Source organism: Enterococcus sp. DIV1368d (genome assembly GCF_050542975.1).
GTDB classification, from domain to species: domain Bacteria; phylum Bacillota; class Bacilli; order Lactobacillales; family Enterococcaceae; genus Enterococcus_D; species Enterococcus_D casseliflavus.
Map to the genome: position 1 here is coordinate 1,900,359 of NZ_CP172939.1, position 23,927 is coordinate 1,924,285.

At 42.6% G+C, this 23,927-nt stretch carries 19 protein-coding genes; 5 read left to right on the forward strand and 14 right to left on the reverse strand.

What is annotated here, in order from left to right:
* Positions 1-103: 103 nt before the first annotated feature.
* The 7 genes from IGJ44_RS08840 to IGJ44_RS08870 form a co-directional block, all read right to left on the reverse strand.
* On the reverse strand, positions 104-616 hold the full coding sequence (locus IGJ44_RS08840; RefSeq protein ID WP_074536749.1) for a metallophosphoesterase: 513 nt from the start codon (positions 614-616) through the stop codon (positions 104-106).
* Positions 613-1,965 (reverse strand): ribonuclease PH, encoded by a 1,353-nt coding sequence (gene rph / locus IGJ44_RS08845; protein ID WP_005226183.1) that lies wholly within the window; start codon positions 1,963-1,965, stop codon positions 613-615. The genes IGJ44_RS08840 and rph overlap by 4 nt, the downstream gene beginning before the upstream one ends.
* Positions 1,966-2,781 carry a glutamate racemase gene (gene racE / locus IGJ44_RS08850; protein ID WP_015509769.1) on the reverse strand — a complete coding sequence of 272 codons (816 nt, stop codon included), beginning with the start codon at positions 2,779-2,781 and terminating at the stop codon, positions 1,966-1,968.
* Positions 2,782-3,011: 230 nt separating this feature from the next.
* Positions 3,012-3,668, reverse strand: coding sequence for an amino acid ABC transporter permease (locus IGJ44_RS08855; RefSeq protein WP_005226185.1), 657 nt, complete (start codon positions 3,666-3,668; stop codon positions 3,012-3,014).
* A gap of 17 nt (positions 3,669-3,685) precedes the next feature.
* Positions 3,686-4,333: an amino acid ABC transporter permease gene (locus IGJ44_RS08860; protein WP_005226186.1), complete on the reverse strand. Its 648-nt coding sequence runs from the start codon at positions 4,331-4,333 to the stop codon at positions 3,686-3,688.
* A gap of 11 nt (positions 4,334-4,344) precedes the next feature.
* Entirely contained in the window at positions 4,345-5,154 is an 810-nt protein-coding gene (locus IGJ44_RS08865) for a transporter substrate-binding domain-containing protein (RefSeq protein ID WP_005226187.1), read from the reverse strand.
* A gap of 18 nt (positions 5,155-5,172) precedes the next feature.
* Positions 5,173-5,910, reverse strand: a complete 738-nt coding sequence (locus IGJ44_RS08870; RefSeq protein ID WP_008381909.1) for an amino acid ABC transporter ATP-binding protein — start codon at positions 5,908-5,910, stop codon at positions 5,173-5,175.
* A 267-nt stretch (positions 5,911-6,177) separates the two neighbouring features.
* Here IGJ44_RS08870 and trpS point away from each other — a divergent pair, with 267 nt between their 5' ends.
* Positions 6,178-7,185: a tryptophan--tRNA ligase gene (gene trpS / locus IGJ44_RS08875; RefSeq protein ID WP_005236112.1), complete on the forward strand. Its 1,008-nt coding sequence runs from the start codon at positions 6,178-6,180 to the stop codon at positions 7,183-7,185.
* A gap of 401 nt (positions 7,186-7,586) precedes the next feature.
* On the opposite strand, the gene pheT is transcribed toward trpS, so the two are convergent.
* The 6 genes from pheT to lepB all read right to left on the reverse strand — a co-directional run bounded on the left by pheT (position 7,587) and on the right by lepB (position 19,759).
* A complete protein-coding gene (pheT, locus tag IGJ44_RS08880; RefSeq protein ID WP_430605641.1) occupies positions 7,587-10,007 on the reverse strand; it encodes a phenylalanine--tRNA ligase subunit beta in 2,421 nt (806 codons plus the stop codon).
* Positions 10,008-11,054 (reverse strand): phenylalanine--tRNA ligase subunit alpha, encoded by a 1,047-nt coding sequence (pheS, locus tag IGJ44_RS08885; RefSeq protein ID WP_008381915.1) that lies wholly within the window; start codon positions 11,052-11,054, stop codon positions 10,008-10,010.
* A 358-nt stretch (positions 11,055-11,412) separates the two neighbouring features.
* The gene (locus IGJ44_RS08890; RefSeq protein ID WP_005226192.1) at positions 11,413-11,733 is read right to left on the reverse strand and encodes a winged helix-turn-helix transcriptional regulator; all 321 of its coding nucleotides are present in this window, start codon (positions 11,731-11,733) and stop codon (positions 11,413-11,415) included.
* Between the two features lie 67 nt (positions 11,734-11,800).
* Positions 11,801-15,478 (reverse strand): helicase-exonuclease AddAB subunit AddA, encoded by a 3,678-nt coding sequence (gene addA, locus IGJ44_RS08895; RefSeq protein ID WP_430605643.1) that lies wholly within the window; start codon positions 15,476-15,478, stop codon positions 11,801-11,803.
* A complete protein-coding gene (locus IGJ44_RS08900) occupies positions 15,471-19,088 on the reverse strand; it encodes a PD-(D/E)XK nuclease family protein (protein WP_167827411.1) in 3,618 nt (1,205 codons plus the stop codon). Before IGJ44_RS08900 ends, addA begins: the two co-directional genes overlap by 8 nt.
* Positions 19,089-19,210: 122 nt before the next feature.
* Positions 19,211-19,759 (reverse strand): signal peptidase I, encoded by a 549-nt coding sequence (gene lepB, locus IGJ44_RS08905; protein WP_005226195.1) that lies wholly within the window; start codon positions 19,757-19,759, stop codon positions 19,211-19,213.
* A gap of 213 nt (positions 19,760-19,972) precedes the next feature.
* Between lepB and IGJ44_RS08910 the strand changes: the two genes are divergently transcribed.
* On the forward strand, positions 19,973-21,424 hold the full coding sequence (locus IGJ44_RS08910; protein ID WP_167827412.1) for an NAD-dependent succinate-semialdehyde dehydrogenase: 1,452 nt from the start codon (positions 19,973-19,975) through the stop codon (positions 21,422-21,424).
* A gap of 112 nt (positions 21,425-21,536) precedes the next feature.
* On the forward strand, positions 21,537-22,133 hold the full coding sequence (locus IGJ44_RS08915; RefSeq protein WP_430605644.1) for a nitroreductase family protein: 597 nt from the start codon (positions 21,537-21,539) through the stop codon (positions 22,131-22,133).
* Positions 22,134-22,196: 63 nt separating this feature from the next.
* Here IGJ44_RS08915 and IGJ44_RS08920 read toward each other — a convergent pair whose 3' ends face one another.
* Entirely contained in the window at positions 22,197-22,691 is a 495-nt protein-coding gene (locus tag IGJ44_RS08920) for a hypothetical protein (protein WP_005226198.1), read from the reverse strand.
* Between the two features lie 137 nt (positions 22,692-22,828).
* Here IGJ44_RS08920 and IGJ44_RS08925 point away from each other — a divergent pair, with 137 nt between their 5' ends.
* Together IGJ44_RS08925 and IGJ44_RS08930 are read left to right on the forward strand one after the other, a co-directional pair.
* Positions 22,829-23,356, forward strand: coding sequence for an HdeD family acid-resistance protein (locus tag IGJ44_RS08925; RefSeq protein ID WP_005226199.1), 528 nt, complete (start codon positions 22,829-22,831; stop codon positions 23,354-23,356).
* 120 nt (positions 23,357-23,476) lie between these two features.
* The gene (locus tag IGJ44_RS08930; RefSeq protein ID WP_167827413.1) at positions 23,477-23,920 is read left to right on the forward strand and encodes a hypothetical protein; all 444 of its coding nucleotides are present in this window, start codon (positions 23,477-23,479) and stop codon (positions 23,918-23,920) included.
* Positions 23,921-23,927 lie beyond the last annotated feature (7 nt).

The window sequence follows — 23,927 nt, forward strand, 5'->3', positions numbered from 1 at the left end:
TGCCTCCATTTCACAGCTACTCTTCTATTTTACTTGAAAATGAGAATAGAAAGTAGAAACCTGCAAAATTATAATGAAATTTTTACTTTTTGATTCCGCTTACTTAACGTGTAAAAACGAAAGCTAGCTCTGGGACTTTATGAAAGGAACGATCATAGTATTGGATTGCCCATTGTTCTGGCGTACTTTCAATAATCGCAAAACTTTTGATTTGAATTTGCCCTCGCGGTTGGGAAATACTGCCGGGATTCAAGAAAAGTCGATTCCCGACTTTCTCACAAGCAATTTGATGCGTATGACCAAACAAAGCGATCGAGGCATCTGCTTGTTGCGCTTTTAAGCCTAATTTGGTTACGCCAAAACGAACATCCGCCAAATGGCCATGGGTCATATAGATGATATCCAGCGGCGTTTTAACGATACGCTCATTCGGAAAACCACCACCGTAATCGCAATTCCCACAAACGACTTGGAATGTTTCCCATAAAGGATCCGTTTCAGGAAGTTCTGAATCCCCACAGTGAAGGAACAAATCGACTTGATTTTCGAATTCATTTTTAAGATCAACAAGAATCTCACGATCTGAATGATTGTCACTGACAACTAAGTATTTCATACATTTTCTCCTTCTAACCACTCCTGCCACTGTTCCTGCAGTTTTTTGATTGCTAGACCACGGTGGCTCACTCGGTTCTTTTCTTCTTGACTCATTTGGGCTGCGCTTTGCTCTGAACCATCAGGAATAAACAATGGATCGTAGCCGAACCCATTTTCTCCGCGAGGGATGCGACCGATTCTCCCCGGCCATTGAGCTTCAACCACCAAACTCTCTTTTCCTGGCGCTGCAAAAACTAACGTACAGTGAAATTGGGCACTGCGTTTGTCATCTTCGACATCCGTCAATTCATAGAGCAATTTTGCATTATTGGCAGCGTCACTTTTTTGCTCACCAGCAAATCGAGCAGAGTACACCCCTGGTCGCCCCCCTAGTGCATCGACTTTCAGTCCTGAGTCATCAGCTAACACCGGTCTTCCCAAAATTCTGGCGATGGTTTCGGCTTTAAGGCGGGCATTTTCTTCAAAGGTGGTGCCGGTTTCTTCAACATCTGGCAAGGAAGGATAGTCTTTTAAGGTACGGACATCGTAACCTGCTGCGCCAAATACGGCTTTAAATTCCTTGGCTTTTCCTGGATTGCCTGTAGCAATGACGATCGTTTTTTCGGGAATCTCATAAGGGGGTTCATCTGGTAAAAACAGTGCCTCTTTTTGATAGGCAATCAATTCTTCGATAGCCGTTTTTCCGTAAATCAGCATCTCATTCAACTGCTGACCATCAAAGGTCGCTTCTTCCCCAGTTCCTTGCAATTCGACAAATCGACCAGATTCCGTCATCACCAAATTCATGTCAACAGCAGCTGAAGAATCTTCTTGATAATCAAGATCGGTCACACAGGTGCCATCTGGTAAGATCCCGACACTAATTGCTGCCAAATGCTCCTTGATTGGATCTTCCGTCAATGCTTTGTCACGCAACAAGGTATCGATAGCTAAACGCAACGCGACAAATGCGCCGGTAATACTAGCTGTTCGGGTACCGCCATCTGCTTGAACGACATCACAATCGACCACGATACTGCGCTCCCCTAATTTTTCTAAATCGACTACTGCGCGCAAGGAACGAGCGATCAGCCGTTGGATCTCCATCGTCCGACCAGAAAGCTTGCCTTTGGCACTTTCTCGACGATTACGAGTGTTGGTCGCTCGTGGGAGCATACTGTATTCGGCTGTGACCCAGCCTTTTCCCGTATCTCGTAAAAACGGAGGGACCCGATCTTCAATCGTTGCCGAACAGATCACGGTTGTGTCACCAAAAGAGATCACAACCGATCCTTCGGGGTGTTTGTAGACGTTGGTTTGAATTTTAACTGGTCTTAACATTGTTTCTTTTCTGCCATCATGTCGCATTTAAAAGCCTCCTAAATCAGTGTGAATCGATGAGATCGTGTCTAAATCAAGCCAATCATTGGCAATCTCATCAAACATTTTCGGTGAACCAGTAGTAAAAAATGCATGTTGCGGATGCGGATCGTCCTGACTCGTTGCTGCAATGGAAAAATAGTCCAACAAGGTACTGACTTCCCCCACCGTTTCTGCCCCTGAATCAATCAGCTGGATATGAGCGCCCAATTCATTTTGAATCAAAGGACGCAATAAAGGGTAATGGGTACAACCCAAAATCACTGTATCTAACCGTTTGTTTTTCAATGGTCGCAACGTTTCTGCCACGATTTTCTTGGCGACCGAGCTATGGTATTGTTTGCTTTCTACGATCGGCACAAACTTCGGGCAAGCCAAACTGACGACGGACGCATGGGGCGCTTTGCCATGAAGCGCGCGCTTGTAAGAGTCACTTTTGATCGTTCCGTTTGTCCCGATGACACCGATTCGTTGGTTTTTGCTTGCTTTGACTGCTGCTCGACTGCCAGGCAGGATCACGCCGATCACTGGGATCGCTAGTTGTTCTTTGATTTCTTCAAGGGCGACCGCTGTCGCTGTATTACAAGCGATCACCAACATTTTAATGTTTTTTTCTAATAAAAAACGGGTCATTTGCCACGTATACTCGATGACTTGCTCAGCAGGTCTCGGACCATACGGGCATCTGGCTGTATCTCCCAGATAAAGAATCGATTCGTTGGGTAATTGCTTGATTGCTTCTTTGACGACCGTCAACCCACCAACACCAGAATCGATAAAACCAATTGGTCTGTTGTTTGTCATAGTTTCCATCCTTTACATGAAAGAAAGAGTTTGGTGCATTTTTCTCTCTTATTCATTTTGGACTTTTTTTGTCTATTTTTCAAGTATTCCTTTCGCTTGCTAAAAAAGCTTTCCGAAAAACCACGAAACGGTCAAAATGAAAAAAGCCCCCACAATTGGCTTACACCCCACAAGTTGCACTTGCATGGGTGAAAGACCGATCGTGGGGATGTTTTTGACGATTATTCTTTTTAGTAATCGTACTGACGTTTTTCCAAAAAGCCAGAAAGCAATGACAAGGCATAACAAACCAAAAAGTATAAAACAGTCATTGCCAAAAACATAGGCAAAACATAGTTTGTGTTTTGACCATAAATGATTCGAGCATGATGAGTCAGCTCTGGTAAAGAAATAATCACAGCTAATGACGTATCTTTGATCAAAGAGATCAACTGACTGACGATCGCTGGCAGCATCGCTTTAAATGCCTGCGGCACGACGATGCTCCGCAATACTTCGACATAGCTTAGCCCTGTAGACAAACCAGCTTCCATCTGCCCTTTTGGCACAGAATTCAAACCAGCACGAAAGATTTCAGAAAGCATCGCTGATTCAAAAATCGTCAACGCCACAACCGCTGACCAAAAAATATTAAAGCGGATACCGATCTGCGGCAATGCAAAGTAAGTGAAAAAGATGATCAAGAGCAAAGGCAAGTTACGAATAACATCGATCACGACACCTAATACTTTAGAAAAGACTGGGATCGAGCTGAAGCGCAAAATGCCGGCGATCCCTCCGATAATAAAGCTAAATAAAATCGATAGGATCGACACTTCAACTGTTACCCGCAAGCCATCGATCAAAAAGCGAATGTTAATCGCTGAAAAAGCTTCAAAAAAGTCCATAGTTCGTTAGCTCCTTTCTATGAGCGGACAGCCCAACGCCGTTCCAAGTAAACCATCAAATAAGACAATGGTAGGGTAATGATCAAATAGAAAAGACCAACAATGATATACGTATCAAATGTATTGAAGGTCTCACTTGCGATCAAATCGCCTTGATACATAATATCTAATCCTGCGACCATCGCCAAAATTGATGAATTTTTGACAAGATTGATAAATTGATTGCCTAACGGCGGTACGACGATCTTAAATGCTTGTGGCAGAATAATGTAGCGCATCGCTTGGCTGTAAGTAAAACCAGAAGACAAGGAAGCTTCCATCTGGCCTTTAGGGACCGTTTGAATCCCTGAACGGATCGTCTCAGCGATAAATGCCGATGTATAGATCGTTAAGCCGATCGTTCCTGCTTGAAAGCCGTCAAAAGAAACCCAATACATTGGCACAACGACATAAAAGAACATCACGATGATCAATAAGGGAATATTTCTAAAAAACTCAACATACGCTTTGGCAATCCCTTTGATGAGGCGATTGTCTGACAACTGAAAAATTGCCATTAAGGTTCCGATCAAAAGACTAAAAAACAGTGCGATCAAACTCGCCATGACTGTGTATTTAAAGCCTTCAATAAACTGACCGGTATACGTTTGAAATAATTCAACCATTCAGTTTCCTCCTACTCTACTTTTCCTGATTCGTCTTCAGGGAACCACTTGTTGTAAATCTCATCATAGGTTCCATCTTCACGCATTTCCCGCAAGGCTTGATTCACTGCATCAAGAAACGGCTTTTGTCCTTTATTGATGGCAATACCATAAGGTTCTTCTGTAAAAGTTTCGCCAACTAAATGGTAATTGGGATTTTCACTCGCCATCCCTAATAAGATCGCATTATCCGTGGTCATAGCATCCCCTTGACCAGATTGTAAAGCGGTAAAGGCTTCCGCATAATTCTCAAGTTCCAAAATTTGCGCTTCTGGTGCTGCTTCACGGATGTTGACAGCTGAAGTAGAGCCCTTCACGACCAATACAGTGGTGTCTGCGGTCAAATCTTCGATCCCTTGGATTGGACTATCTTTTGCGACTAATAAAGATTGGCCTGCATCAAAGTAGACATCGGAAAAATCGACCTGTTTTTTACGTTCTTCCGTGATAGTCATCGTGGCGATGATTGCATCGATGTTGCCGTTTTTCAAAAGAGGAATCCGGGTTTTTGAGGTAACTTCAACAAAGATGGCATTGCCATCACGACCTAAAATTTTCTCAGTGATTGCACGAGCGATATCAATATCGAATCCTCGTACTTCTCTGGTCGCGATATCCATTAATCCAAAAAGACGGGTATCGTTTTTTACGCCCCAAACGATCTGATTCGTCTCTTTGCTGTTTTCTAAAATATCGATCTCTGCGGCACTTTGTCCTTTACAACCTGAGAAAGTCACAAGGGCAAAGGCTAAGACTAGAAAGGAAAATATTTTCTTTCTCATAAGGGCTCCTCCTATGGCTTAATGATTTGTGACTTTGCTCAAGAATTGTTTTGCACGTTCGTCTCTTGGTGCATCAAAGAATCCATCGACATCGCGTCGGTCTTCTAAGACCTGTCCTTCCGCCATAAAGACGATTCGATCTGCTACTTCACGGGCAAAGCTCATTTCATGGGTAACAACGATCATGGACATGCCTTCACTGGCAATTTTTTTCATGACATCCAAGACATCACCAATCATTTCTGGATCCAATGCAGACGTTGGCTCATCAAAAAGCAGCATCTCTGGTTTCATCGCAAGCCCTCTGGCAATTGCGACCCGCTGCTGTTGTCCGCCAGATAACATGGAAGGATAGGAATCTTTTTTATCTAACATCCCTACCCGATCAAGAAGCTTTTCCGCCAAATTGATGGCTTCTTGCTCATTTTGTTTTAATACTTTGATCGGTGCCAACGTAATGTTTTCTAACACGGTTTTATTTGGATACAAATTGAAATGTTGAAACACCATGCCGATGTTTTTTCTAATTTCTGTCATTTTGACATCTTTGTCAAACAAGTTCTTACCATTGACCAATAATTGACCACCTGAAATGGTTTCTAGACCATTAATCGTACGGAGCATTGTACTTTTACCAGATCCTGAAGGTCCGATAACAACAACGACCTCACCTTTTTCAAATTCAAGGTTGATGTTTTTTAATGCATGGAACTTTCCGTAATATTTCTCTACGTTCTTAAATTCGATCATTGCCATTGATTCACACTCCTAGCTTTTTTTAAAATTAAATGAGTAATTGGAAAGATTTGATTCATATTATAGCTCAATCTTTTTTCATTTGTAAAGGTGCTTTTCCAATGTTCCCCCCTTATTTCTGAAAAGACAAGTGCTATTTTACTTTGATGTGAGGTTTTTGTCCATGAAAATTTTTCTCACCCCATCAGATCACAAGGAGAACCGGTTGTTTCTTTTGCTAAAAAAAGGTAAGATAAACCATATAACAAAGGAAAAGGTGGAAAAAAAGTGAATACGATTTTAACTGGCGACCGCCCAACTGGCAAATTGCATCTTGGCCATTATGTGGGGTCTTTAAAAAAACGGGTCGAAATGCAAGCTGACCCTGAAAATCAGCTTTATATTATGGTCGCTGACATGCAGGCACTAACAGATAACGCGAAAACACCTGAGAAGGTCTCAGCGAATATTCTAGAAGTTGCTTTGGATTATTTAGCCGTTGGATTGGATCCAGCAAAAACAACGATGTTTATTCAATCGCAAATCCCTCAGCTCTCTGAATTGACGATGTATTATCTCAATCTAGTCAGTGTTGCTCGAGTACGACGAAATCCAACCGTTAAAGCCGAAATTGAACAAAAAAAATTTGGCGAAGGCGTCCCTTCAGGGTTCTTCATCTATCCTGTCTCTCAAGCAGCGGATATCACCGCTTTTAAAGCAAATTTAGTCCCAGTCGGCGAAGATCAAAAACCAATGCTGGAACAAACGCAAGAAATCGTGCATAGTTTTAATTCTACGTATAGTGAAGTATTAGTCGAACCAAAAGCGGTTTTACCGCCAAAAGGCATGGGACGTTTAGCGGGGATCGATGGGAACGGGAAAATGAGCAAATCATTGAACAACGGCATTTACTTAGCTGATCCAGCCGATGTATTACAAAAGAAAGTGATGAGCATGTACACGGACCCAAATCACATTCATGTCAACGACCCCGGACAAGTTGAAGGCAATATGGTCTTCACTTATCTTGATGTATTTGGTACCGAAAAAGAAAAAATTGCTGAATTAAAAGAACATTACACCCGTGGTGGATTAGGCGATGTCAAAATCAAACGCTATTTGATCGATGTTCTAGAAGCCGAATTTGCACCGATTCGTGAACGCCGTGAAGCTTTTGCCAAAGATCCCGGTGAAGTGATGAACTTACTAAAACTTGGTAGTGAAAAAGCTGAACAAGTTGCCGCTCAGACGTTAGCTGAAGTCAAAAATGCAATGGGCATCAATTACTTTGCTTAAAAAAACAAGCCTTTACGGCTTGTTTTTTTGTTTACAAATCGGAATGAATTCTTTCATGCAAAACCTATGTACAAACTCTGTGTTAGATTTCACGAGAACACTTCCTCCCCAGACTGACACTTTGTGTATTTTGATTTGATGCTGTTTCTTGCGCAAAAATCGAGGAGCTGTCCTAAAAAATAACTTCATAAAACGCTGATTAGAAAATGCATTTTTTCAGCCTAGCCAGTGTTTAAAAAAGGTTGTACCAAAAAAGCTGGAATGCCTTCAATAGAGAAATCTTTTAAGGCTTTCACTCAACTCCTAACATTCTTGTGTCATCTGAGCATCTATTATAATAGTAGAAAACGTTCCCCACCCAACTTCTTTGTATGGTGGAGAACGTTTTTCTACTTATTTGATTAGCGGATTTCTGCTTGAACGTTTTCTTCTAAGTTACGAGTAATTTTCGCTATTGCTTGATTGATCTCTTCATCCGTCAGGGTAGCTTCCGGATTGCTAAAGGTCAGACTGTACCCTAGAGATTTTTTACCTGCTTCAATGTTTTTCCCTTGATAAACATCGAATAAACGAATATCACTTAAGAAGCGACCTGCACTTTCACGAATGATTTCCATCACGGATTGGTTATCGATCGTTTCATCGAGCAAGAGTGCCATATCTCGGGTCACTGATGGGAACTTAGAAACTGGTTGATAGACCAATTGTTCTGTTTTAGCTGCTAATAACTGATCTAAGTTCAATTCAGCAACATAGGTTTCACTCACTTCGTAGGCTTTGGCGATCGATGGGTGGACTTGTCCCAAGAAGCCGATTTCTAGGTCATCTAGCAAGATCATTGCCGTACGCCCAGGATGCATCTCTTTGATATCTGCCGTTTTTTGATAACGAATACGGTCGGTTAATGCCAACGAATCAAAAAGATTTTCTAAAATGCCTTTCAAATGGAAGAAATCAACTTTTTGAGCTTGGGTTTGCCAGTCTTTCTCATGGATATTTCCTGTCAATGCTAGCCCTAAGTGATTGACTTCTGTTGGCAGTTCGTGTTTACTGTCGCCCGTTTGATAGAAGACGCGACCAATTTCATATAAAGCAACACGATTGTTTTTACGTGCCAAATTGTACGCAACGTCGTCTAACAAACCTGAAATAAGATTCAAGCGCAAGACGGCACGCTCTTCGGTCATTGGCCAATCCAATCGAGTCACTTGGCTCGATTTATCCGTAAATTGTTGCGCCTTCTCTTCCGTTGTCAAAGCATAGCTGATGGCTTCACTGACCCCGTTGCCTTCCAATAGCGTCCGAACTTCTCTAGTCAGACGTTGCGCTTTGGTTAAATGACCGGCAACCGTTTCTCCTTGCGGTAAAGTCGATGGCAAACGATCATAACCGTAAATACGCGCCACTTCTTCAATGATATCTGCTTCGATCGTAATATCCCAACGACGAGGTGGGACTGAAACAATATAGCTGTCTGCTTCTTGACGATGACCAAAGCCTAATGCATCAAAGATTTCTTGCACTTCTTCATCAGTGATTTCTGTGCCTAAATAGCTATTGATCCGTGCTAAAGTAATCGCAACCTCCACAGGTTCTACTGCTACTTGGGAACCTATTACTGCCTCTTTTAAGACCATTCCGCCAGCAAGTTCCGCAATCAGTGCTGCTGCTGCATCACAAGCTTTTGCAACCGTTGCTTGGTTGATCCCTTTTTCAAAACGAGCGGATGATTCGCTTCTTAAATTGAATTTTTTCGAAGTCAAACGAATCGCTAATGGATCGAACAAGGCCGCTTCTAAAGCGACTGTGGTCGTCGTTTCCGTGATTTCAGAATCAAGACCTCCCATGACGCCTGCGAGCGCAACTGGTGTCGTTCCGTTGGTGATAACGATGTCTTCTGGGGAAAGCTGACGAGTTTCTCCATCTAAGGTAACCAGGCTTTCATTTTCTTTGCCGCGACGTACCAGTATTTCCTTGCTGTCTAGCTTTTGATAATCAAAAGCATGCAATGGTTGACCAAATAACAGTAAGATATAATTCGTCACGTCCACGACATTATTGATTGGACGAATGCCTTCATTCATCAAGCGATTTTGCAGCCATTGTGGACTTGGGGCGATCGTTACGCCATCAATGATTCGAATTTGGTAGGCGGGTGCATCCGTTACTTCAGTGACCTTCACCTGAATTTTATCGGCAGCAGCTACTTCACTTTCGGTAAGCGCAATTTCAGGAAACTTCGGTGTTTGCCGATAGATTGCACCGACTTCATAAGCAACCCCCCGCATGCTCAACGCATCCGCACGATTCGGAGTGATCGATAATTCGATAATGTGATCATCCATATCAAGATAAGGAAAAACCGGTGATCCTGGTTCTGCTTCTGCTGGTAAATAATAAATTCCTTCTGCGTATTCTTTGGGAATCACGCTATCGGCATATCCCAACTCTTGCAACGAACAAATCATGCCGTTGGAAACTTCTCCCCGCATCTTGCCCTTTTTGATTTTTACGTTGCCCGCGATTCGAGAGCCTGGTAATGCCACGATGACTTTGATGCCGCTTTTGACATTCGGCGCACCACAAACGATCTGTGAGTCTTCATCCTCGCCAATATTTACTTGGCAAATTGATAGATGATCAGAATCTGGATGTGGTCGGCAGTCGGTCACTTCTCCGACAACGATTTTTTTTAAACCCTCTTCAGGCACGTCAATACCTTCGACTTCGATCCCCGTCACTGACATTTTATCCGCCAGCTCTTTGGGTGTGATCTCAGACAGATCAAGGTATTCATTTAACCATTTGTATGATACTAACATTTATTGTTCCCCCTTGAACTGGCGAATGAAACGCACATCATTTTGATAGAATTGGCGAATGTCGTTCACGCCGTAGCGCAGCATTGCCACTCGATCAGGACCTAAACCAAAAGCAAATCCTGAATATTGGGTTGGATCGATCCCTGACATTTCTAAGACGTTAGGATGCACCATTCCAGCACCGAGGATCTCGATCCAGCCAGTTTGTTTACAAACATTACAACCGGCACCACCGCACTTGAAGCAGCTGACATCGACTTCGACCGATGGTTCTGTGAAAGGGAAATAGCTTGGTCGCAAGCGAATTTGGCGATCTTCCCCAAACATTTTTTGCATCATGACTTCTAAGGTTCCTTTTAAGTCACCCATCGTAATATTCTTATCGATTACCAAACCTTCAATTTGATGGAATTGGTGGCTATGGGTCGCATCATCTGTGTCACGACGGAAAACTTTCCCGGGTGAGATCATCCGCAGCGGCCCTTTAGAAAAATCATGAGTCTCCATTGTTCTCGCTTGCACTGGTGACGTATGGGTTCGAATCAGCACTTCCTCTGAAATATAAAAAGTATCTTGCATGTCTCTGGCTGGATGATCCTTTGGCAGATTCATCCGTTCGAAGTTGTAATGATCTTTTTCCACTTCGTAACCTTCGACTACTTGGTAGCCCATACCAACAAAGATATCTTCGATTTCTTCCATGATTTGCGTTAGCACATGGCGTGTTCCTCGGTTCATCTTTTTACCAGGCAACGTCACGTCGATGGATTCTTCAGCAAGAGCTTTTTCCAAGTTTGCTGCTTCGATAGACGTCTTGGCTTCTTCGATCGCTTCTGTCAAGATATCACGAATCTCGTTGGCATAGCTCCCCACCTTCGGCCGTTCTTCCGCAGAAAGATCTTTCATTCCCCGCAGAACTTCTGTGATAGGGCCTTTTTTCCCAAGCACTTCCACTCGAATTTGATTCAAGTCATTCATGGTTGGACTTTCTTTGATTTTAAGCAATGTCGTTTCCTTCAATGCTTCTAATTTCTCTTGTAAAGACATGTGTTTCCTCCTTCTATGCTGTGAATAGTGTAAGAATAAAAAGACTGGATTGACTGAATAAAGTGAGTATCATTCATATAAAGACAAAAAAAGACATCATCCCTTAAAAAAGGAACGACGTCTCGTGTTACCATCCTCATTCGCGAAAAAAACCGCGCACTCACTTCGGCTAACGACAGCAAAACTGCCGACTGACTGTAATCAGCAAGCTCCAGAAGTGAAATTCATTTTTCGAATACAGGACTTGCTTTCAGTCTGTGACAAGTCTCCCTTTTTCTGATTCAGCCAAATTACTAGTTTCTATCAACGCTTTTTATCTATTCATTTAAGCTTAGTTTACCTAATTTCCGGTGAGAAATCAACTGCATTCTTCCTCACGCACCCAGGTTTCTGCCCAACGCTTCACACTCATCATACTCTTTTCAAGAGCAATACCTCTTGGCGTCAAGCAGTAAAGATTGTTTTCTTTGCAGACAATTTCTTCCCGCTCTAATTCTTTCAAGCGTTCGACTAACACCCGATCACTCACTTGAGGAATCTTGTTTGCTAACTCAACAAATCTTTGTTTGCCGTCTTCAAGAAGGACATCAATGATCAAGCCGTTCCACTTTTTGCCTAAAATAGAAAAAGCTTTTTCAAATTTAGGACAAAGGGCGTAATCCGATTCTACTTTTATCATTCTCCATCACCTCTTTTACCTATTATAGCATATGACTTACGAATTGTAAGAAACTAGGATCGATCAGCTAGAATGCTACGATCATTTTAGGTTTTAACAGCACTAAATAGGTCTGTTTCACTGGTTTGCTCAATGCTTTCTCCAATGCTTGGCAGTAGAGTTTCAATTGACCATAATATCGTTCGCGCATTTTCTTTTCAATCTGAGCCTGACTGCCGAAAACATCATCTGTTTTAAAGTCATATAAAATGATTTCATCCGCCAATTCAATATAGCCGTCGATAATACCATGGATCAAAAGCGGCGCATCTGGTTCGTCAAACCCTTCAAAGATCGTATCAGCCTCTTTTAGCATCGAAAACGGCTGCTCCCGCTTCACCACATCAGAGAATCGGTTCAGCAGTTTACCTAGTTCAGTTTGATAAAACCACAAAATGCTCGATCGGTCAATTTTTTTGGCGATTTCTTCAGAAAAAAATTGCTTTTTCACGAGTTCAGCAATCAGGAGCTCCAAAGTATCTTGTGTTGGCGTCATTCCTAATGGAATCATTTGCAAAACCGTATGTGTTGCTGTCCCGATACTGCTGGCGAGAGGCTTCGTTTCTTGCAGAAATTTTGGTTTCGCCAATTCATCCTGTACGTAGCGATATTGCTGAGGATTCGTCTTCTCGGAAACCGACCGCCATTCCAACAAAGTGGTCTGTTGATCATCGGGATCGTTATAGAGTCTTTTCAATTCTGATACAGATTGATAACTAGTCGTTTGGGTCGCTTTTTGATAAGGATAGCGATATGCTAGGCGTTTCAAAAGATCATCGATATTGCTATCTGGCGCAAGCAATCGTTTAGGCTCCTCGACTGGCGCAAGGGTCTCTTGGACTTGTTGCGTGATCGTTTCTTGATTCCACCATGACAGACGAAAATGAGCAGGATGATCGATCGTCCGCTTGCGCTCTGACGCTTCAGAGAATACTGCTTCCATATCTGGATGGCGCATCAGGGTCCGTCCGACCCAATCCATCAAGCTCCCCCGGGCAACAAGCCGTAATGCAGGATCAAGAACCATCTCGGCTTGTGTCAGGCCAGATTGCCACGTCTTAAAGGCATCCGCTTGATTTTTATAGGAGCCTACTAAGAAAAGCGTCTGCTCTGCTCGTGTCAATGCTACGTATAATTTTCGCATCTCTTCTGACAAGGCTTTTTTCAAACGAACTTGCTTGATGGCTTGAAACGGCAGTGTTTCAAATTTAAGGTTTTCTGCGGGTTCCACATATTGGATCCCAGCCCCCAGCTGTTCTTCAAAGATATAGCGTTTTTGAAAATCTTGGTAATTAAAGAATTTTGTTGTATCCAATAAGAAGACGACAGGAAATTCCAAACCTTTACTTGCATGGACGGTCATCACACGAACCGCATCTTCTACTGGTGTAGCTAACGGCTCTGCCAAGTCCTTGTTTTTTTCTTGCATTTTTTCGATGAAGCGAATGAATTGGTACAACCCACGGAAACTGCTCTTTTCGTATTTCTCCGCTCTGTGGACCAATGCCGCTAAATTGGCATAGCGCTGCTGACCTGCAGGCAGTCCCACGACATAATCCAAATAGGCAGTATCTTCATAGATTTGCCAAAGCAAGGTTGGGATTGGTAATCGTCGTGCTTCCTCTCGCCATTGTTCCAGTTTTGTTAAAAACCCATCGACCGTTTGCCACAAGGGTGACGCTTCTTGTTGCCCATGGTAATCCAATACTGCATCGTAGTAGTCGCTGGAACGATTCGCTAAACGGATTTCAGCTAATTGATCTTCTGTTAGGCCGACGATTGGCGAACGCAAGACCGCCACAAGCGGGATATCTTGGTACGGGTTATCAATGATCTGCAGCAAAGAAACGACGGTTTGGATCTCCGTTGCCTGAAAATAGTTTTGAGCATCATTGACCGCCATCGGAATCCCAAACTGCTTAAAGACATCTAAAATGACAAGATTGTTTTTACGTGTGGGGGTCAATAAGACGATGTCATTGTAAGTGATTGGTCGATTTGTTTTGGCTTTTTTGTCATAGATCATGAAGTTTGATTCAATCAACTCTCGAATCTTCAAGGCAGTGATCTGCATTTCACCTTCTGTTTTGTCATCGATCAATTGTTCTTCGGATTCATGCTCTTTTTCATATAACAAGAGCTCTGTTGCGAAGGCCTCGCTTTCTGGAAAATCAGGAAAACCGGTAATCAAGGCTGCCGCCTCATCGTAAGGGATTTGTCCAACCCGTTCATCCATCAGTTGTTGAAAAACTAGATTCGTAAAATCCAATACATCGGAACGAGAACGGAAATTTTCTGCTAAGACGATTCTCCGCCCACCATTCTCTGTTTCAAATGCCAAGTATTTTTCGATAAATAGCGTCGGATCTGCTAGTCGAAACGAATAGATCGACTGCTTCACATCCCCCACCATAAACATGTTGCCAGGATTATGCTCGACTTGTCTCACCCAATATAAAATTGCCTCTTGCAGCCGATTGACGTCTTGGTATTCATCGACTAAAACTTCTTCAAAGCGATCACGATAATAGGTCGACGCCTCACTTCCACTGCCATCTCCTTGTAAAATCTGCAAGGTGAAATGTTCCAAATCACTAAAGTCTAAACGGCCTTTTGAAAGCTTTCTTTCTTGAAATGCTTTCATAAATGCTTCGGTCATCGCTGCCATTTTTTCAACGACAGGTGCTGATCGATGAAGCAACTCCATCATTTCAGCTGGTGGATACGGGAAGGTGGCTTTCAATTGCTCGACCAATTTTTTCGCATCATCGCGTAAGGGCTTGATTTCTTGGGACAATTCCTTTTGTTCTGGTTTGCGAAAAGCTGGGTAACGACCAAAACGCAATGTTTGGATCTGCTCATAGAAGCCATCGACATCGTCTGCATCCAGCAGAGCCTTTAAGGTTTCCACCATGCCCAATTCGGTATCGATCAACTGTGCCGCTTTTTCCATCGCTTCATCAGAACGGGCATAGTCTTGCGCCGCCTGCAGCAAATGCGCCGCTGTCTTCAAATTTTCTTGCAAAGTCGGTTTTATTTGCGATTGATACAGGATATTTTCAGCAAAGGTTTCTTTGCCGATATAGTGATCACTTAGATGAGCTAGCCAGTTGACTGGATCTGGATTGGCTCGGGCAAAGTCATAGAGAGACAGGATCAGATCCCCGACGCCTTCATCAGAACGATCACTTGAAAAATTTTCCGTCAAACGAAAGAAGGCTTCATCATTGGCTTCATATTGTTGATCTCTCAGCTGTGTCCAGATTTCTTCTTTCATCAATAAAATTTCGGTTTCATCAGTCATCATGCGGAAATTGGGATCTAAATCGATCAAATAATAAAAACGCCGAATCACAGTTAAACAAAACGCATGCAAGGTAGAAATGTTAGCTGTCGGCAACAGCTGCAGCTGACGAACGAAGTGCTGGCGCTTTTGCTCGTCACTTTCTTGATTGATGGCCTGTTGCAGTGCCACTTGAATCCGTTCTTTCATTTCTCGAGCAGCTGCTTCGGTAAAGGTCACGATCAGTAAAGAATCGATCGTCGTTCCTGCTTTTAGCTTTTCGATCACTCGCCGAACCAAAACGGTGGTTTTTCCTGAACCCGCTGAAGCGGAAACGAGGATATTATCCCCTTTATCAAAAATGGCTTGCCATTGGGTATCCGTAAAGGTTTCATTTTGCGGTTTTAAAGGGATCTTACTCATCTTCTTCCTCCCTTAAGCGATGGATAATCTCATCTTTAGATAAGTTTTCTAAACGGTGGTACTCATTTTCTTTCAACAATACATCAAAGTCACAGATGCTGCGAAACGGACAAAATTCACACGCCCGTTTTTTGTCTTTTATTTTATAAGACGGGTTTAAGGCGATTTCACCGCTCAACAGCTTCTCACCGCTTTGCTGCATGTTTTTCCGATTGTGTTTTCTTAACAGTTCAAGCTCTTCTTCTGTATAAAACTTGTTTTTCGCCTGCGTTGTTTTTTGATAATTGCCGTTTTTGTCTTTTCGAACAGGAAATATCGGTGAATTTTTGCTGGCTTCAACATCCTCATCTAGCAACGGGAAAACAGCCGGTTCGTCAATAAACAACCCGTCATACTTGAAACGTTTTAAACGTTCTTCTTCACTGGCTTCTTGTCCGTCCAAAAGCGGATTATGCACATGCAGATAATAAGCCCCCGCTGGTCGCACATTTGGCGAACCAACCAGTTGGACAGCATCCGTCAATGCGACATCGAGATAGGTGATCAACTGCATCGCAAGTCCGTAGTATGCTTCAGAAAGGTCAAAATCTCGGCTGCTAGATTTATAGTCAACAACAGAAAGCCATTGTTCTTCTTCCGTTTTCGCCGTATCGACACGATCGATCTTCCCCCGCACATGCAGTTTCCCGCCAGAACTTAATGGCAATTCGATCCCATTGATCCCATTTGAGCCAGCGATCTGACCGAATAGCACCTCCGTCTTTTCAGGACTAAAATGCATTTTTTGTCCTTGTTTCGCTAATGCCCACGCTACTCGCTGAATCGTCTTGCCTAATTGATACCGAATAAAATTCATCCGAGCAGAGCTCGTCAGTAAGCGATAACGGCTTTCGCCAAAAATTTCCTGCAAAACGACTTCCACAAATTGCACGCGTTGGTCAGCAGTTAACTGGGTTAAGGAAATATTTTCAGCAATCAGGACTTTGACAAAGCGGTCCAACGCATCATGGAAAAACTCACCGGTCATTGCTGGATTTAAGCCATAAACTTCCCGTTCTTTTAATCGTAATCCGTAGCTGACGAAATACTTGTATTCACACTGATAGAACGTCTCCATCTGAGAAATGGAACTGTAGATCGATGGTCCATATAGTGCCGCAGCTTGTGCTTGAGACAAAGGAATCGGAATATTTTGATGAGTTTGGCTTTCAAATACTTGGGCAGCTAAATCTGTCCATTCCGAACGCAGCAGTGCTTGTCTCAGCTGCTCCCAGACCCTAGGTAAATTCTCTTTGTTTTTTTGCGCTTGCTGACTGAGGTTATTGATTTGATAGATCAGGCCACGGTAACTGCCGACATAGTTTCTTGGGTCACTGACTAGCGTCAATATCCCTCGCTCTTGCAGTGGGACATCCAAACGTTTGACCACGCGATCTAAATAAGGCGACATTTTGATGTTTTGCTGGGTATCAAAATTAACGGCATAGGACAGTGATAAGTGTTCCGTTGCTGAAAGCAAGACAGAATAGAAGGCAAATGGCTCTTTGACACTGCCTTCCACCACTGTATCTCTAAGGTGTTTTTCACCATTGAACAACTGATTGAAATGCTGACGTTCTTCATTCGTCAACAACGTTTTGTTCTCTATTTTTCTTGGCAACGCCGTTTCATTCAATCCCGGTGCAAATGTGATCTTTGCTTGCTTTGGACGTGCCAGATCAAGGCGATTGATGTTGACTTGGTCGATCGCTGTTGGGATCTTCCCGAATGTGACATTTTCTAAGCCAGTCAATAAGACATCCTCAAAGAGCGCAAAATCAAAGGACTCTTCCCCATAGATCGCAGCATATTCATCCAGCAAATCCATCAAGGCTTGCCATGCTTGTTCATGATTACGAGCTTGATCCAACTTCCCTTGCTGGATCGCTTGATCTCGCCAATGCCGCAGTTGTTCTTCAACACCGGCATTCAGTAAAAAGCGATACAGCAGTTCGACCGCATCGCGGTTCGTTCTAGCGGCCGTCAGCCAGTCAAGAGTATCAGCAACATCTTGTTTAAAGGCCCTGCGCAACTGGTTGGTATACGCTGTCAAATCCACTTTCTCCGTCTGCTCTTCTTCCGATTGTAAATACTCGATCAGTTCCCAATCTTCGTTTCTCGTCCAACTCGCTCCTTGGAAATCATGAGCCAACGCTTTGTTCTCGGTAATATCCACCAACTTACGAAACTGGTCACGCCCAACGAGCCAATCTGCTTCGGAGCGATAGGCTGCCGGTAAGTAAAGTTCCGTTCTAAGCAACCGTAAAATATCATTTAAGCGAAAGCCATAGGATTGACAAGCAAAAAAAGCATTCAAAAACTCAACCAATGGATGTTGCGCCATCATCTGCTCTTCATCGATATAAAAAGGAATCTCAAACTCAGTAAAAATTTTAGGGATATATTGATGATAGATTTCTGGTTCGGCGATCAATAATTGGATCTCTCGGTATCGTAATGCTGGGTACCGTTTCTTATCGCTCATGATCCCACGGATCGACGCTGCAATCTGACGGATCTCTTCTTCTGGATTCCCAACTTTCCAAATTGCCAGAAAGTCCTTCACAGAGGACTGTTGCTGATAGTTGACTTGTGACTGAGTATGCCGCCAAAATGTTTCAATTTCATTATACGCCTGTTGCATCGATCCCTTCGCTTCCTTGTCTACCTCTTGGTTGACCGAAAGTTTCTGATCCAAATAAATCGGCACTTGATTTTCTCGGGCAAAACTGATCAATTGATAATATGTTCGCCCTGCTTCATAGAACAAATTTAACGGTGAAGGTAGCTCTTGTGGATACCCACGATCCAGAAAAAGATCAATAATGACATGACTTTTTTTCATCAACACTTGAATCAGCTGCTGTTCCTGTGTTGAAAAAGCGGAAAACCCACTGATAATAAATAAGGCATGGGAAAGATCTGGTGCTTTGTTCATTGACACCGCGTTAGGCATTGCTTGCTCCACTGGAGAATCATCCAGCAAGGAACCTTCAAGAAAGCGTGTCAACAAGGTGATCGGTTGTTCGACTTGTAATGCACGCTCCAGAAGTTCTTGTTCAAATCGTTGAAATATTTTCGCTAATTCACTGTATTTTTTCTCCTCGTCTTGGGTTGCGCTTGGTGCAGCACCACCTGCCAATAAATCTTCGATCCCCAATCGACTTGTATGCATTTCTTGATAGAACGCCAACAATTGTTGGATAAAACCCGCTTTGTTGATCTCACCACGGTATAAGACGAGTTCTTCTTCTAGTTCCAAAAGCAGCTTACGCATGATCATGGAGGCACCATTTTCAGTGATGGCATTTTGAGAAAGCAAGCCGGTTTGTTGCAGATAAAACCAAGCCAAACGGTGAAAACTGTACACTTGCGCGCGAATAGAAGCAAAATCTTCTACGCGATCCTCTCTCAGTAATTGTAGGATCTCGCGTTCTCGTTCAAATTTGTTGTAGTTAGGTACCAGAAAAAATACTTCTTGATGGTCTTTTTCTAACCAGCTTTTTGCATTTTCTATCACTGCTTGATCATGACGACAACGGCCATCGCCAAGGATAAATCGTAAACTCATGAAAGGACTCCTTCTCTCCATCGTCTTTTAAAAAAAACACTAAAAATCAGCGGCACGTTTTTTCAAATGCGTCTTTGTTTTTAAAAGAATCTCCTTAAAAACAAAAAAACGGTCGCAGAATTTCACTCTTTGCCTAGCATACCAAAATCGGCAATTGGCCAGAATACAAATTTTACATCACCCAAAATCGTTGCTTCATCGATCAGACCTAATTGACGACTATCTTTGGAAATTCGGCGGTTATCCCCTAACACTAAAATTTGACCTTCAGGAATGACTTCAACACCAAATAACCCCATATCAAAATCACTGGTCAATGGAAAGCCATCTGTGACAGCTGCTTTGAATTCATCCAAGTAGGGTTCATCATATGCTTGTCCATTGATATAAAGGGTATCGTTTTGATAGGAAACCTGGTCGCCAGGCAAACCGATCACGCGTTTGATATAATTTTTGCCTGCTTCATCCGGTGCTTCAAACGTTATGATATCGAAACGTTCGATCTCGGTATTTTTCAAAGCAATTACCCGCTCACCATCATGTAATGTGGGGTCCATCGAATCTCCTTTTACGATCACAGGAGTAAAGACATACTGTCTTAATAACAAGAGGAATAAAGTGAAGATCACGACAAATCCTACTGTTTTTAAAAGCTCTTTTACTTGTTGCACGCGTCCCTCACTCCTTGAATATTTTACTATATTTTCCAAGAATCGAACAAACATTCTTATTTTCTATTCTACCATAAAATGATAGGAGCAGGACATTTCCCCTTTGGTTCTTTACAAAAATTTGGAGAATCAAGAGACTTGCATATGAATTGTCATCCTTTCTGATCCGTGCTAGGGTTTAATAAGAACCCATTATTGAAAGGAAGTGCCAAGATGAACCAACAGTTACCACAAGTACCAACAAAGTTATTGATTAACGGAAAATGGCTTGAAGGAACAAAAGAGTCGGTTTCGGTTACCAATCCTGCCACTAATGAAGAACTCGTAAAAGTCAGTCAAGGAGGGATCGAGGAAACCAAGCAAGCAATCGATGCCGCAGCGATTGCTTTTCCCGAATGGTCAAAACGCTCCCCTCGAGAACGTGCCGATTTGATGAACGCCATTGCTGATTTGATGGAAGAAGAAAGCGATCGTTTAGCAAAAATCATGAGTATGGAACAAGGAAAACCATTAAAAGAAGCGGAGGCAGAAATCCAATCCAACGTTGACAATTTCCGTTGGAATGCAGCTGAAGCGCAACGGGTCTATGGCGAAGTGATTCCAGCCCCTGAACACAATCATTGGCTGGTACGCAAAGAAGCGATCGGGGTTGTTGGCGCGATCACACCTTGGAACTTTCCTTCTAACATGATTGCAAGAAAAATTGCACCTGCTATGGCCGTTGGCTGTACCCTTGTTATGAAACCATCTAAAGAAACACCCCTATCAGCATTGGCTTTAGGTGAACTTTTTCAACAAGCAGGACTTCCAGACGGGGTCGTCAATATCGTCTTAGGTGATTCTTCTGAGATTGGGAAAGAACTGACCGAAAATGAACAAGTCAAAAAAATCACCTTTACCGGCTCCACGAAAGTTGGGATGAAATTATATGAACAAGCAGCACCAACTCTGAAAAAAGTTTCATTGGAGTTAGGTGGTCATGCCCCGTTTCTTGTTTTTGCTGATGCTGATTTAGATTTAGCTACTGAAAAATTAATTGCAGCAAAATTCCGCAACAACGGTCAGGTCTGTACATCCCCCAATCGAATTTTTGTCGAAGAGTCCATCAAAGACGCCTTTACCAAAACATTACTAGCGAAAATGGAAACCGTAACGGTCGGCAATGGTCTGGAAAACCCTACTGTTGGTCCTTTGATCAACCAAGCAGGCGTTGAAAAAGTCATCGAGCAGTTGGAAGATGCGGTAAATAAAGGAGCTAAAGTTTTACTCGGTGGTAAGAAGCTTACTGAAGGTGAATACGAAAAAGGCAACTTCTTCGCACCAACGGTCATCGATGGGATTACTTCTGAGATGGCTATCTACTATGAAGAAACCTTTGGACCTGTGATTCCATTGATCTCATTTACGGATCGACAAGCAGTCATCGCTGCGGCAAATGATACGGAATTTGGACTAGCTTCCTACTTCTTTTCAACGAATTTGCAAACGATCTCGAATGTAGCCCAAAACCTCCAATATGGGATGGTTGGGGTCAATGACATTGCGATCTCAAATCCGGCGGCTCCCTTCGGCGGCGTCAAGCATTCCGGTTTTGGTCGTGAAAACGGCAAATATGGCCCTGAAGAATACGTGACCGTTAAATTCATTGCTATCGATGCCCAATAAGAAAAAGTCAGGTGCGTTTGCCTGACTTTTTGACGTCCCAAGCATTTTCTTTTACTAACATTAAGTAAGAATGTATACTTCACTCTATGACAATAGAAAAGGTGGGAATACGATGACAAAATTTCTTGATACAATCAAACAGCGCCGCTCAATCTATGGGCTAGGTAAAAATGTGGCTCTTTCCGACACTGAAATCGAAGACATTGTGAAAGAAGCAGTGAAAAATAGTCCAACTGCGTTTAACGCACAATCACCAAGAGCCGTGATTTTATTTGGTGAAGCCCATGAAAAATTGTGGACATTAACAGAGGCTGCGTTAGAACCATTGACACCACCCGAAGCGTTTGAAGCGACAAAACAAAAACTTGCTGGTTTTAAAGCGGGTTACGGAACCGTTCTATTCTTTATTCACACGGATACCGTGAAAAATTTGCAAGAGCAATTTGCGCTATATACAGAGAACTTTCCCGTTTGGGCAGAACAATCGAATGGGATCGCTCAAGCGAACGCTTGGACCGCTTTAGAAGAAGCTGGATTAGGTGCCAACTTACAGCATTACAACCCTGTCATCGATGACGCTGTTGCAGCTGAATGGTCAATTCCTGAAAATTGGCAACTGCGGGCGCAACTAGTCTTTGGTTCAAAAGAAAGCGAACCGAACGAAAAAGAATTTCTAAGTGACGATGAGCGCTTCCGCGTGTTCCATTAATCGATTTTCGACCTAAAAAAAGACCCTTGATTACGCCTTAAACTGGCAGTAATCGAGGGTCTTTTAGTCCTTTGTTCCTTGATCATGATCGACTAAAATATCGATCGGTGTCCCTTCATTCAAGTGTTCTGACAAGAAAACAACCAATTCTGCTAATGGCTGCTTGAATTTCATCAATGGGCCTCTCATCCCTCTTCGAAAATAGTTCATCTTGATGGGCTGCCCTTCCTTTTCTTGAAATAAAACGACTCGATCGATCTCTTGGTATAGTACCCCTTTGATACTCATTGGATGGACAATGATTCGATCAAGTGCTAAGCCGCGGCTATCTAAAACAAAGCTCAAAAAGACCAAACCCGAAACGATCCCTCGCACCCGATTATCAAGTGCCTCTTCCATCATCACCATAGACAGGATGATCATTACTGAAAAAATCGTAATGGCGACCTTGCTTAGTTTGCGCTCCACAGCAAGAAATTGAATGTCTTTCCTTACCACGAATAAATAAAGGTATAAAACGATCGTAAAGGCACACATCACTAGCGTTAACCCACTCATAATACTCTCCGTTCTGTTTTCTTTTCCTTATTCTACCAAAAAACCATCTGATACAAAAGGCTTAGCCTATTTCGTAGGTTTTTTGATATCTATTTTAACAAGAATTCGGTACAATAGGAAAAAAAGGAGGAATTATCATGAATGCATTTTTTGATAAATTACAACGCTATGATTTACTTCGTGCCGTCGTATATATCGTCTTTGGCTTCATCATCTTGATTGCACCACGATCTGTCTTCAACACGATCGTTTATCTTGTTGCTGGGTATATTGCATGTTTAGGGATCATTAGCTTGTATACGAGCTACAAAGAAAAACAAAAGGGCTATCGCAATGTGCAATCCGTCTCTGGTATCTTACTGTTGATTGCGGCAGCTGCGATTTTAGTTTTTGCCAAAGGATTGCTTGCCATCGTGCCATTTTTCTTAGGAATCATGATCACCATCAGCGGTTGCACCCGATTGATGGCAAGCTTTAACCAAAAACGCATTGGTTTACCTTATATCACTAGCTTAATCATCAGTCTATTGATCATTGCTGCAGGGATCATCCTAGTATTGAATCCCTTCGCCACTTGGTTGTTATTCTTCCAAATTTTTGGCGGGATCTTGATTTTCATGGGTGCCTCCGATGCGGTCAACCATTTTCAACGAAAAAGAGCCTAATAAATGAGAATGTTTTAAAATTTCCTGCGAATCTAACATCTACATGTAGACTTTTCCCGATATTCCTTTTAAAATAGGAGATATCAAACAGTCAGTCCATTGACACGCGGGAGGTGCGACATGAAGAAAATCAAGCAAGAAGCAAAACATCCAAACGATGTACCGGTAATTTTTTTGACCGATGCAACTGGCAAAGTCGTACGAAAAATCTCGATCAATGAGTGGCGTGCGCTTAAAGCAACCCCTGACCAGATCGAAGAACTTGATATCAAATTGTATCGTGAAGCAATCAGTTTCTATCTGCAAGAAGACTACGCAAAAGCCAAAGATCTTTTGCATTTCTTGATCAATAAAACAGACTATAGTCATTATGAATACGTGGAACGATTAGCAAATATCTACCGCATCGAAAACCGTCCCGCTAAAGAAAAAGTCCTGTTACTGACTGCTTATCATGCAATCAAACCGTTGGAGTCCTCTGAAGGGATTCTAAGAAGGATCGAAAATCGATTACAAAAAATCGATGCCTTTGATTTTCCAACTTCGACACAATTCAGTCATTAAAAAAGCA